Genomic DNA, 11,997 nt, shown 5'->3' with positions numbered 1-11,997 from the left:
CGAGACCAGTACTCAGATCACGCCCTCGAACGGTTCGGCCCTCCTTGCGGGTGTAGAACGTCGGTGAATTTCTGAAGTAATCGCTTCGATTCCCGACATCGCCGTGTATCGCTCCCGGCCGGTAGAACTCCAGCCGATGTCGAAGACGTGACGCTCGTCAGTAGCCGGAGCCGGAGCCGCTGTCGTCGTCCTCGTCGGGGTCGTCGTCCACACCCGATGCGACGTCCCCGACGAGGACACTCCCCTCCATCCCGGCGTCCTCGTGTGGCTCGCAGACGTACTCGTATCGACCTTCAACATCGAACGTATTGCTGTGAGTGTAACCCTCGTCCTGGATCTCGCCGACCCCGTCCCACGTCCCTTCGTCGGGCTGGTCTGTGACGACGACGTTGTGACCGTCGGCCTCCCAAACGAATTCGACCGTCTCGCCCTGCTCGATCTCGAGTGTCTCGGGATCGAAGTGAAGGTCATCCCCGGCACCGACGGTCACCGTCGACTCGTCATCCGGTTCTCCATTCGTATCGTCCTCATCGTTCGTTTCTTCCGCCGAGTCGTCGTCCACTTCGGGCTCCGAATCGCCGACATCGTCGTCCGGTTCCGGCCCGTCCGAATCCTCGTCTTCGGCCGGTTCCTCTGGGTTAGTATCGTCATCCAATTCTGGATCGTCGGCAGCGTCGGTCGGTTCGTCCGAACCGATACATCCGCTCGCGAGGCCCGCAATGGTCATCCCACCCGTAGCCAGGACAGTGCGTCGTGTGAGCCACATAGTTTCCCGTCGATCGAACCGGCTATGAGGATTTTCCGGATTTCGTCCGAAATCCGTCCCTATTTGGTGCTACTTGACCTAAGTGGTGCTTCAACCGTGGAGTTGTGAGTCTCAATCCAGTCTATCTACTATCGAGTGGCAGGTATGTCTCTTGAGGCGTGCAAGATACACAGCGCGTATCTTGCAGACGGATTCTCGCTGCAATCGGCGGTAACAACACATTGCTACTGACCGGCCGATTCATCCATAACGGTGTGAACGCAACAGTGGCCAACTGCTGAACTCGGCCTCTGACACGCTGAGTCAGTCACAGCACACCTGACAGAAGCCGACCAGTTCTGCTTCGCTCAATAGAACCCCCAATCTGTACGACCACCAGACCTGGTTGGTCGAACGGCGGTCTCTCACCGTCGGAGTCAATTGTCCTCGGGGATCGCGGCGATGACTCGGAACGTATTCTCGAAATGGTACGCACCATCCTCTTGGACGAACTTCTCGCCCGCCTCCAGCAGCGCATCTACGACGGTCTCTTTGTCCACTTGTCGAAGGACGGTCTGTCCTGGCCCCCCACTTAGTGCAGACTGCAGGTAGTGTTCCTCATCCATGCATGTGAACCGTGTTGGAATTTCTCGCTCCTCGACTGGTTCGACCTCGGCCCTTTCGAGTACCTTCTTTAAAACACCTGGTGCTGAAAGCGCGAAGGGGCCGTCACCGGCCGGTGGCTCCGGTAAAACGTCCACCATGCTCTTCATAACGTGGCGGAACTCACAGGCGTCCGGCTCCCCCCAGACCGCAACTCCGAGCCGGCCGTCCGGAGTTAACACCCGTCGGGCCTCACGGATCGCCTTGATCCGGTCGCCTGCAAACATGAGGCTGTTGATGATGAGGGCTGCGTCGAAGGCATCGTCTTCATACGGGAGATCGACCATATCTCCGCGCCGGAGATCCGCGTCAGGCACACGCTCCTGCGCGATTCCCAGAAGGTCGGAGGCCGGATCAATCCCAGCTACCTCCGCACCTCGAAGTCGAGCCAGGGTGAGAGCCTCACCCGAGCCACAGCCGATGTCCAATATCCGGCATCCCCTGGTAATCCGGGCGCAGTTGAGGCACGCACTCCAGACAGGGGTCAGGAGGGGAGCGGCGAGCTCCGCCCAGTTCCGGCCTCCCTCGCTCCACAGCTCGCCTTGCTGGCGAGCGATCTCGGTAATCTCGTCACTCATGCTACCCCTCCCCCTTCGGAGACGCCGCACAGTTCTCTGAATTCGCTACGATGGGGCCCCCTCTATGAGTCCCGGTACAAGCGCTATTGATCATGGTTCTTTGGACGTTCGTCACCGGTCTGTCCCCATCGGTCGTAGAACGTCACCTCCTCCTGGGGACGCCGTGGCCCGCGTTTGAAGTCCTCTCCGCGAAAGTACGCAACTGGGATAACCCCGGCTTGAGAGACATCGTCCGGGATGTCGAGGAGTTCGGCTGCTTCCGGTTCGGCTCCGAGGTGGATCATGGTCAGTGACGATCCCAGGCCGCGACTACGTAGCGCTAACATGAAGCTCCAGGCAGCAGGCCACAGTTCGCCGTAGACTGCAGATGCGGCCATATTCCACAAGTCCGTCTCGTATCCCAGGGCCTTCCACAGTTCGTGGACCTCTGCAACCGGTTCGACCGTACAAGGAATGACATGGACTGGCACTTCCTCAAGATTCTCAGCTAAAAACCGGGAGGATGCAGCAACCCGGTGAGTCTGTTCGTCGTCGGCGGGGAGCTCTTGTTCCATCATCTCGATAAACGGATCAAGTGTTCGGCGGTAAATCTCAGCGAGGGCCTGGCGTGTTTCTGAGTCGGTAATCACTAGCCATCGCCAGTTCTGCATGTTGAATCCGGTCGGTGCCTGCAGCGCGATGTCAAGACACTCGTTGATGACATCCACGGGGACCGGTCGGTCGAGATCAAGCCGACGTCGAACCGCCCGCGTCGTCGTCAGCACGTGATCGATGCTACGCCGATCCAGGTCATCGATCCGGATCGGACCGTCGTCCGTTCGCCTGGCAAGTTCTGTCATCGTCCTTTCTGGGAACCCTACTCCTCGAACTTGAGTATATATTCCGCGTGAAACCCTTTCACGGCGTGAAAGCCCGAGTTACCGACGCCAATCCGACTCAGCGGTAACGGATCACTGGAGTACAGCCACTGTGAGGAGGTCTCCCGCTTCGTCTAATCGGTGTGCCTCCGCTCGGTATTGTTCAACAATCGACTCTCCCCATGCGTAGGCCTGCTGGTTAGCTGTGTCCACGAGCGCCTGTAACATACCCGTTTCCGGGTCGTAGCAACAGATACTGAGGCGATCATCGGAGACACAGATCCCGCACCATTCACTATTCGGAAGGTTGTCATGCAGGTAGACCGTGTGGTGGTCCAGGTTCACTGCCTCCGCGACGGTTTCCGGATCCCACGACAGCATTGCCTCGAACACATCAGGTGGATAAATCATCTCGACTTCCAACCCCTCAAATACACTGTCAAAAAAGGCCTCAACAACGCTTGCCTTCAATAGGACCATCCCGAATCCACGAATGGTCTCGGTTTCTTCCATCAATTGGACGTGGCGCTCAAGAGGTTTGTATGGGTATCCTGGGCCTGGATACGAGATCACGGCGTCAGTGAGGAAGTTTACAGAGAATCCGTCGAGTTCGTACGGTAGCCATGGGGAGACGTCACGGAGATCGCGCTCCGCCGCCATAGCCTCAAGAAATCCGTCCAACTGATTGGCAACGAAATCACCCATACCGGTCAGCCGATACGTTCGTGATTCCCGTTCGATCCAGTGGCGATCCTCGAAGTCGGAGAGAATCCGTCCCATCGTCGGCGATGACGCTCCCGTGGCGGTGCGCAGATCATTCCGGTCACCCGGTTGCTCGGCCAGGGCTTGCATTACCCCGATGCGGTGTTTCGAACTGACGAGGAACTTGACATCGTCGAGTACCAAATTCATACTCATGATATACCTTGACACACAATAATCCTATAGGCTGGTTGCCGATCACACCCCTTACGTTGGTGCCGAATTCCGATATGTACTGTGCAACCCGTGGTTGCGATGACCTCTTACGGCATCCACCGACGTTAACTCGCACAATCAATGTACCAAATACTGAATGTATTCTACTTCCGATATAAGCGCTTCTTTATGGCGCGCGACCAATGTTTCAATTTAGTCATACCTTCCTTCAAATGTATATACCCCTTTACACATCAAGGGCTGAACAATATCAATATTATCTGATAAGAATACCACTGTGTAGTTTGCGGGTTTAGCGAGCATCTAGTTCATCAGCGGCAGCGGGAAACAAGTGGTAGCAGATTGCTGCATACACGCTCTGAGTGTTGCACGCTATTCCTATTAGACTGCTGACTTCCCCACGGCCAACCGAGGGGGTGAACTCACAAGTCGAGACCCGAAGCTCTACTAAGCCCACGTGATTTTGAAGAGGATGAGGAGCGCGAGTGTTTCTAACCCACAGAGAAGCGTCAGGCCGATCTGCACGTCAGTACCCGCATTGACGAACCACCCGATGAACGCCGGGTGAAGCGAATAGAAGTAGAGCCAGAGGAGGTTCTGCACGAGGAGGAACATCGCGAACACGAGCAGGCCGAGCGTGTGGTTGGCGCCGTGCCGGCGGTAGTTCCGGAGCCAGATCGAGCCCAAGACCAGCAACAGGATGACGTTCACCCCCGCCGCGGCCAGGGCCACGCTAAGCCAGACGCTCATCGGTTCTCCGTTGCCGTGCGACGGTTATGGCTGTTGTCCAAAGTTCGTCCCTACTCATCGGTTCCCGGGTCGACCGCCTCGAGGATTTCCTCGACCGTCTCCCAGTTCGCTTCGGTCTGATCGGTGAACAGGTAGACGGCCGCGTAGTCGTCCCCGCTTCGTTTCATGATGTTGTTCTTCATCAACACGTCGAGGTGGTGGCGAACGGTCGTGTAATCGAGGTCGAGCTCGTTCGCGAGCTGGTTGGCGTTTCGTGGCCGTTCGTCCAGCGCTCTGAGTATCCGAACCCGTGTGGGTCCGCCCCGAGAGCTGGCCAGAACGTACCAGAGGACGCCTTCCATCCGAGTGGCCGTTCTCCCAGGACCACCGTAAAGACACTGTTGCCCGTGTGTATCCCTACTCCCAGCGCTGCGTCCGGGGCTGTCGGTACGATTGCTTGCCGATCAGTTCGGCGTCGGCGACGATCCGATCGAGCGACGACCTGCGACGTAAGCGTGAACGCTCCTGAACGGGGAACACGCGTTTCCTACATCACCATCGCTGGCACGCGCTGACGACGGGATCGGACCTCTGGACGCTCTCGGTCGTCGTATCGAAACGCGCCCCGTCTATAGGAAGATACTTCCGACTCCGAGCGCGTCTCACACGTATGAGCATCTTCACGGTGAGCGGACGATTCGAGGGACGCGACGGCTGGCGCGAGTTCGAGACGGAGCTGGAGGCGACGAACGAGGCGGTGGCCGAAGAGCACGTCTACGCCTCGTTCGGGAGCCGACACAACCTCGCACGCCGTCAGATCGAGATCGGCGAGGTGCGAGAACGATGAGCTCGCCACAGCTCCAGGAGCTCTCCGAGCAGCTCCAGGCGCTCGACGCCCACAAGGAGAGCGTCGAGGCAGAGATCGAAGAGCTGCGATCCGAGCAGGGCGAGATCGACGAGGCGATCGACGCGATCGGGACCCTCGAGAGCGGCTCGACGGTGCAGGTGCCGCTCGGCGGCGACGCGTACGTCCGGGCGACGGTCGAGGAGATCGACGAGGTGATCGTCGGCGTCGGTGCGGGCTACGCCGCCGAACGCGGGCGGGAGGCGGCGATCGAGACGCTCGAGACGCGAAAGGAGGCGCTCGACGGCCAGATCGAGGAGCTCGACGAGGAGATCGAGGCGGTCGAAGAGGACATCGACGCGCTGGAGGCGCAGGCGAGCCAGCTCCAGCAGCAGGCCCAGCAGCAGATGCAACAGCAGATGCAGGGGATGCAGGGCGGAGAGCCGGATCAGTAGCGCATGTTCGACGGGTTGCGAGAGAAACTCGGGAACTTCACGAAGGACGTCGAGGAGGCCGCCGAGGTCGAGGAACTCGACGAGAACGAGCGAGCGGAGGGAGACGGCGAGGATGCCGCCGATCTCGCGAACGACGACGCGACGGAAGGGGAGCGCGAAGACGAGGAGTGGGCGCCGATCGACCCGAGTGTCGAGGACGCGGAACGCGAGCCGGTCGCGGACGTCGAGGACGACGGATCCGAGGAGCCGGAGTTCGAGGGGGAGCCGGCGGCCTCGGCGACCGAACCGGCCCCGGAGGCGGGCCGGCCGGCCGCCGAGGCCGAAGGCGACGACGAGGGGAGCGTCGAGCGGTTCGACGAACCGGTTCGAGACGACGAGACGGAGCCCGACCGCACCGAGGAGGACGCCGGCGAGAGCGAGAAACCGGACGAATCCGAGGCCGAGGTTCCCGAGGGAACGGATGCCGACGAGACCGGATCCGACGACGGCGAGCAGCGAGACGGCGGTCCCGGGTTCACCCGGCGGGCGAAGGCCGCGGCGCTCGGTCGGGTCGTCATCGACGAGGAACGGTTGGAGGAGCCGCTCTGGGAGCTGGAGATGGCGCTGCTCGAGAGCGACGTCGAGATGGGCGTCGCCGAGGAGATCCTCGATCGCGTGCGAGAGGAGCTGATCGGCGAGACACGGACGATGCTCTCGAGCACCGGAGAGGTGGTCGAGGAGGCGCTGGCCGACGCCATCCACGAGGTGATCGGTGTCGGCCAGTTCGACTTCGACGAGCGGATCGCGGAGGCCGAGAAACCCGTCGTGATCGTCTTCACCGGGGTGAACGGCGTCGGCAAGACCACCTCGATCGCGAAGCTCTCTCGCTACCTGGAGGAACGGGGCTACTCCTCGGTGCTCGCGAACGGCGACACCTACCGGGCAGGGGCCAACGAGCAGATCAGAGAACACGCAAGGCGCCTCGATCGAAAGCTCATCGCCCACGAGCAGGGCAGCGATCCGACGGCGGTGATCTACGACGCCGTCGAGTACGCGAAGGCGAACGGGATCGACGTCGTGCTCGGTGACACGGCGGGACGGCTCCACACCGACCGGGGGCTCATGGACCAGCTCGCGAAGATCGACCGGGTGGTCGGCCCCGACATGGTCTTGTTCGTCGACGAAGCGGTCGCGGGCCAGGACGCCGTCTCGCGCGCACGCGAGTTCAACGAGGCGTCGGCGATCGACGGGGCGATCCTCTCGAAGGCCGACGCCGACTCGCAGGGCGGGGCGGCGATCTCGATCGCACACGTGACCGGCAAGCCGATCCTCTTTCTCGGCACCGGCCAGGGCTACGACGACCTCGTCCGGTTCGACCCGGAGGAGATGGTCGATCGGCTGCTGGGAGAGGAGCCCTGACGCCCGGTGGTCCCCGCGCGTGTTTCGTGCCATCGGGTACCAGAGACGAGCCACAAATCACACCGCCCCACCCGTCGTAGCGTGAGCGGATGAGTGAGTCCTCCGACTCGTCGATCCGTGCGCTGTTCAAAGGTGGGAGCGTCGTCTTCATCGGCTCGCTCGTCGGGATGGTCATCTCGTTCGTCTCGGTGATCGTCATCGGCCGGCTGCTCGGTCCGACCGGCTACGGCGCGATCGGGCTGGGCTCGACGCTCCTCACGGCGGTCTCGACGCTCGTCCTCCTCGGGATGAACACCGGTATCGGGCGATACCTCCCGCGGTACGACGACCCACAGCGTCGTCGCGGAGTGCTCGTCTCGGGTTTCCAGATGGTGCTGCCGCTGTCGGTCCTCTCGGCGGCGATCATGATCTTCTTCGCCGACGAGATCGCGACCCACGCGTTCAACGATCCGGCCGTTGCCCCGGTGATCCAGGTGTTCGCGCTCGCCCTGCCGCTGGCCTCCATCGAGAAGCTCTCGGTCGGCGGGATCCAGGGCGTGAAACGGACGCTCCCGAAGGTGTACGTCGAGGACCTCACCGCGCACTCGGTCAGGTTGATCCTCGCGGTGGCGATCCTGCTCGCGGGCTACGGCGTCGTCGGCGTCTCCTTCGCCTACATGCTCGGCCACGGCGCCGCCGCTGCGCTCGGGCTCTACTACATGTGGAAGTACACGTCGCTGTTCGAGCGCGTCCCCGCGATCACGATGCGAAAGGAGCTGCTCGCCTTCTCCACCCCGCTCGTCATCAGCGCGGTGATGGTGAAGGTGCTTCACGACCTCGATACGCTCCTGTTGGGCTACTTCGCGTCGACCGGCGACGTGGGGATCTACTACTTCATCTACCCGATCGCGACGACGATCACGATCGTGCTGACCTCCTTCGCGTTCCTCTTCATGCCGATGCTCTCCGAGCGTCACTCCGACGACGACACCAGCGAGATGAAGCGGCTCTACCAGATCGTCACGAAGTGGATTTTCGTCATCACGCTGCCGCTGTTCGCGGTGCTGTTCGTCTTCTCGGACGTCATCATCGAGTTCATCGCGCCCGAGTACGCCCCCGGCGCGATCGCGCTCTCGATCCTCGCGCTCGGCTTCATGACCCACGCGGTCGCGGGGCCGAACTACAAGACGCTCACGGCGATCGGCGAGACGCGGCTCGTGATGTACGACAACATCGGCGCGGCAGTCCTCAACGTCGCGCTCAACCTGCTTCTGATCCCCCGGTACTCGTTCGTCGGGGCGGCGGTCGCGACCGTGCTCTCGTACGTCGCGGTCAACGCCACCTTCTCGTACCAGCTCTACACGCGGACCGGGATCCACCCGTTCACCTCGGCGCTCGTCCGGCCGGCGACCGCCTCGCTTCTCGCCGTCGGCGTGCTCTTCGCCCTCACGCTCACCGTCGACGTGACGATCCCGCTGTTCGTCGCGCTCGCCGCGCTGTTCGTCCTCGTCTACGCCGTGATCGTGCTCGTACTCGGCGGGGTCGAACGCGAGGAGATGATGCTGCTCGTGAGCATCGAGGAACAGACCGGGGTGGACCTCGGGCCGGTGAAACGGCTCGCGGAGCGCTTCATGTGAACCGGCCGATGAAAGTCCGGTGTCGGCGATCGCGTCGGTCACCGGGTCACGTCTCGCCCGTCGGAACGGCGTGGACGGCGACCGGACTCGACCGGAGCACCCGCTCGGTTGTGCTTCCGAGGAGGAGACGGCCGAGCCCGGACCGGCCCTGGGTCCCCATCACGACGAGGTCGATGCCGTACTCCTCGACGACCTCGACGATCCGTTCGTGTGGGAGACCCGACCGGATCTCCGTCACGAGTTCGATGCCGGCCTCCCGGGCGACGTCCTCGATCGCCCGCACCGTCTCGGATCCGACCGCCTCCTGGCGCTCCCGTATCGTCTCTCGGTCGACGTCGCTCGGGAGGCCCGCGTACGTGCTCTGGTCGACGACGTACAGCGCGTAGAGCGTCGCGTCGTAGGCGGTCGCGAGGCTCACGGCGTGGTCGAGGCTCCGCGTCGATCGCTCGCTCCCATCCGTGGGAAAGAGTATCGCGTCGTACATCTCCCTCGGGGAGACGCGAGGGATCTACATAGAGGTGGCCCTCGGTCTCACTCGCGTACGGAGTATCAGTCGTCGCCCGCCGGCTCGTCGTCGTGGATCGGCGATCGTCGGTGCCGGGGCGACCGGCCGGATCACGCCCGGGCGTCGTCGCGCATGAACCGCTCGTAGAACTCCTCTAGAACCTCTATCTCCTCGACCGTCGCCGTCCGGCGCGTCAGGTCGCTGACCGCCAGGCTCTCTTCGGCCGAGCCGTAGTCGATCACCCAGTAGGGCGTGTAGACGAGCTCGAGGTCGTCCAGCGAGTACTCGGGCATCTCGACGGCGCGGTGGTACCGGCCGACGTAGGAGAACAGCCACTCCCGCCAGATCGCCTCGGCCTCTGCCGCGTCCACCTGCGGGTGGATCACGAACGCCCGGTCGACGTCGATCGTTCGTCGCGAGGGCAGGCTCACGTCGACCTCGCCGGCCCGACCGGTGACGGCGTCGATCCCCGCGAGGAACTTCAGCGACTTCTCGTCGCGGATCAGCCGCCTGATCGACGCGGATGTGTATGCGATGTAGTCCGGGTAGTAGACGACGCGCACGTCGGGGCTCGCCCGTGCTCGCCTCCCGAGGAGGTCACCGACCCACCGACGCGCGTACTCGACGGCGCTCAGGTTCCGCGTCCGCTCGACCGCCGAGTCCTCGTCGAGCGTCGCCTCGAACGCGGTGATCTCCATGTCGGGTAGCTATCCGGGAGGGGAATAAACGTCTCGTCGCTCGCGGGGTCATACTGTCGGCTGTACGTCAGTAGATTCTCGCCGCTACGGAGTGGAGAGAATCCTCACGTAGGTACAGCCGACAGTATCAGTCGTCTCCCCGCGCCGGATCCGTCGGACCGGTCGGGCCAGATCGCTCGGCCCCCTCGTCGTCGAGGAGACGGCTCTCGGCCGAGAACACCTCGTCGAGGTGCTCGTCGGTCGGCGGCTCGGTGAACAGGCTCACCGCGACCGTCGTGGCGACGCTGACGATGAAGCCGATCCCGGTCGAGGCGAACGGGTTCTCGTTGAGCGGCCAGACGCCACCAAGAAGGCCGAACTGCGGGCCGAGGTGGATGAAGAAGTAGACGCCGAAGCCGACGGCGATCGCGGCGTACGCGGCGACCTTCGTCGTCCGCCGCCAGACGGTCCCCACGATATAGGGGCCGCCGAACGAGGCGATGATCCCGCCGATCCCCGTCCACATGAACACCACGAGGTACTGCGGTGGCGTTATCACCGCCGCGACGGCGACGAAGACGATGAAGACGGTCGATATCCGGGAGATGAGGAGCGAGCGTTGCTGGACCGCTTCGGCCTCCGGATCGCCGCCCTTCCACGGGACGTAGGACTTTCGGTAGAGGTCGTTCGCGAAGATCTGTGAGACGGCGATGACGATGCCGTCGGAGGTGGAGATGATCGCGCTGAGGATCGCGATGCCGAGAAAGGCCGCCATGATCGGGTGGATGTTCTCGACGAACAGCGTCGGGATGATCGCGTCGGGGTCCTGAACCTCGATCCCCTGGGCGGCCCCGAGGACACCGCCGAGATACATGAGCGGGAGGAGGATGCCCACGAGCGACGCCGCGAGCATGAACCGGCGGATGTACCGGTTGCTCTTGATCGCGAAGAACTTGTTCCCGAGGTGGGGCTGTGCGGTGAACCCGATGTGTGCGATCATCAGCAGGACGATCGCCCACCAGCCGGTGAAGATCGGGTTCTCCGGGTCGGTGTGCTGGTCCCACTGCTGGTCGCTCTCGAGCGCCGCGTTCACCGACTCGATGCCGCCGTCGATGCCCCACCCGGTCGCGAACATGAAGACGATCAGGAGCGTGATCCCGATCATGATCGCCCCCTGGATCGCGTCCGTGAGGATATCGGCGTGTGAGCCGCCGGCGGCGAGGTAGACGAGCAGCAACAGGCCGGCCACCCAGATGCCGATGACGTACTCGATCCCGAGGATCACCTCGAACATCCAGCCCGCGGCGGAGATCTGCGCCATCGCGTAGAAGATCAGGAAGAGCGAGAGCAGCGCCGTGACGATCCTGAGCCCCGGACTCTGGAACCGATCGCCGATGTAGTCGGGAACGGATTGGGAGTTGAACCGGTCGCTGACCTTCTTGCTCACCCGGGCGACGATCAGCATCCCCCCGAAGATGCCGATGGGGTAGATCATCGCGTAGTACCCGGCCATGAACCCCATGTCGTAGCCCATCCCCGGGATGCTCATGAACGTCGCCCCGCTCGCGACCGTCGCCGCGTACGCGAGCGAGAGCGCCAAAAAGCCGTAGCCACCCCTCGCGGTCGCGTACTCGTCCTGTGCGCTCGTCCCGCCGCCGCTACCGCTCTCGACGCGCCGGTAGCCGACGAAGCCGAGCGCGAGGATCAGGACCATGTACGCGGCCAGGAAGATCCACCCCCAGGTCACCACCGTCTGCTCCGCGATCCCGTCCGCCCCGGCCTGTAGCGGCATCCCGGCCGCGAGGAGGTCGAGGGCCATCACCGATCACCGTCGTCGAACATCCCGCTCAGTTCGCGTCCCTCGAGCCAGTCCTCGACGAAGAACACCCAGACGAGCGCGAACAGGACGAACAGGATCGAGGTCGTCGCGAGCACCTGCAGTACGTTCATGGATTCGCATCTCCGGAGCCTCACTTAACGGTTATCGTACT

At 62.9% G+C, this 11,997-nt stretch carries 14 protein-coding genes; 4 read left to right on the top strand and 10 right to left on the bottom strand.

Annotation, left to right across the window (positions count from 1 at the left end; genetic code table 11):
- Positions 1 to 157 precede the first annotated feature (157 nt).
- The 6 genes from V2L32_RS05165 to V2L32_RS05140 form a co-directional block, all read right to left on the bottom strand.
- Entirely contained in the window at positions 158 to 766 is a 609-nt protein-coding gene (locus V2L32_RS05165; protein WP_331235407.1) for a plastocyanin/azurin family copper-binding protein, read from the bottom strand.
- Positions 767 to 1,182: 416 nt separating this feature from the next.
- Positions 1,183 to 1,986 carry a class I SAM-dependent methyltransferase gene (locus V2L32_RS05160; RefSeq protein WP_331235406.1) on the bottom strand — a complete coding sequence of 268 codons (804 nt, stop codon included), beginning with the start codon at positions 1,984 to 1,986 and terminating at the stop codon, positions 1,183 to 1,185.
- Positions 1,987 to 2,069: 83 nt separating this feature from the next.
- A complete protein-coding gene (locus V2L32_RS05155; RefSeq protein WP_331235405.1) occupies positions 2,070 to 2,825 on the bottom strand; it encodes a nitroreductase family protein in 756 nt (251 codons plus the stop codon).
- Between the two features lie 111 nt (positions 2,826 to 2,936).
- On the bottom strand, positions 2,937 to 3,755 hold the full coding sequence (locus V2L32_RS05150; RefSeq protein WP_331235404.1) for a helix-turn-helix transcriptional regulator: 819 nt from the start codon (positions 3,753 to 3,755) through the stop codon (positions 2,937 to 2,939).
- Between the two features lie 474 nt (positions 3,756 to 4,229).
- Positions 4,230 to 4,532 (bottom strand): hypothetical protein, encoded by a 303-nt coding sequence (locus V2L32_RS05145; RefSeq protein ID WP_331235403.1) that lies wholly within the window; start codon positions 4,530 to 4,532, stop codon positions 4,230 to 4,232.
- 50 nt (positions 4,533 to 4,582) lie between these two features.
- A complete protein-coding gene (locus V2L32_RS05140; RefSeq protein ID WP_331235402.1) occupies positions 4,583 to 4,873 on the bottom strand; it encodes a winged helix-turn-helix domain-containing protein in 291 nt (96 codons plus the stop codon).
- Between the two features lie 308 nt (positions 4,874 to 5,181).
- On the opposite strand from V2L32_RS05140, the gene rpl18a reads away from it, so the two are divergent.
- From rpl18a to V2L32_RS05120, 4 genes are all read left to right on the top strand, one after another.
- Positions 5,182 to 5,358, top strand: coding sequence for a 50S ribosomal protein L18Ae (rpl18a, locus tag V2L32_RS05135; RefSeq protein ID WP_331235401.1), 177 nt, complete (start codon positions 5,182 to 5,184; stop codon positions 5,356 to 5,358).
- Positions 5,355 to 5,810, top strand: a complete 456-nt coding sequence (pfdA, locus tag V2L32_RS05130) for a prefoldin subunit alpha (RefSeq protein WP_331235400.1) — start codon at positions 5,355 to 5,357, stop codon at positions 5,808 to 5,810. Before rpl18a ends, pfdA begins: the two co-directional genes overlap by 4 nt.
- A 3-nt stretch (positions 5,811 to 5,813) precedes the next feature.
- Complete coding sequence (ftsY, locus tag V2L32_RS05125; protein ID WP_331235399.1) at positions 5,814 to 7,208, top strand: signal recognition particle-docking protein FtsY; 1,395 nt, start codon at positions 5,814 to 5,816, stop codon at positions 7,206 to 7,208.
- Between the two features lie 89 nt (positions 7,209 to 7,297).
- A complete protein-coding gene (locus V2L32_RS05120; protein WP_331235398.1) occupies positions 7,298 to 8,824 on the top strand; it encodes a flippase in 1,527 nt (508 codons plus the stop codon).
- A gap of 46 nt (positions 8,825 to 8,870) precedes the next feature.
- On the opposite strand, the gene V2L32_RS05115 is transcribed toward V2L32_RS05120, so the two are convergent.
- The 4 genes from V2L32_RS05115 to V2L32_RS05100 form a co-directional block, all read right to left on the bottom strand.
- A complete protein-coding gene (locus V2L32_RS05115) occupies positions 8,871 to 9,308 on the bottom strand; it encodes a universal stress protein (protein ID WP_331235397.1) in 438 nt (145 codons plus the stop codon).
- Positions 9,309 to 9,439: 131 nt separating this feature from the next.
- The gene (locus tag V2L32_RS05110) at positions 9,440 to 10,027 is read right to left on the bottom strand and encodes a hypothetical protein (protein ID WP_331235396.1); all 588 of its coding nucleotides are present in this window, start codon (positions 10,025 to 10,027) and stop codon (positions 9,440 to 9,442) included.
- 127 nt (positions 10,028 to 10,154) lie between these two features.
- Positions 10,155 to 11,825 carry a sodium:solute symporter family protein gene (locus V2L32_RS05105; protein ID WP_331235395.1) on the bottom strand — a complete coding sequence of 557 codons (1,671 nt, stop codon included), beginning with the start codon at positions 11,823 to 11,825 and terminating at the stop codon, positions 10,155 to 10,157.
- The gene (locus V2L32_RS05100; protein WP_331235394.1) at positions 11,825 to 11,956 is read right to left on the bottom strand and encodes a hypothetical protein; all 132 of its coding nucleotides are present in this window, start codon (positions 11,954 to 11,956) and stop codon (positions 11,825 to 11,827) included. The genes V2L32_RS05105 and V2L32_RS05100 overlap by 1 nt, the downstream gene beginning before the upstream one ends.
- Between the last annotated feature and the right edge of the window lie 41 nt (positions 11,957 to 11,997).

It is taken from the genome of Halalkalicoccus sp. CGA53, from assembly GCF_036429475.1.
GTDB classification, from domain to species: Archaea; Halobacteriota; Halobacteria; order Halobacteriales; family Halalkalicoccaceae; genus Natronorarus; species Natronorarus salvus.
Note: the sequence above shows the minus strand (reverse complement) of the source record. Positions and strands in the feature narration are given on the sequence as shown.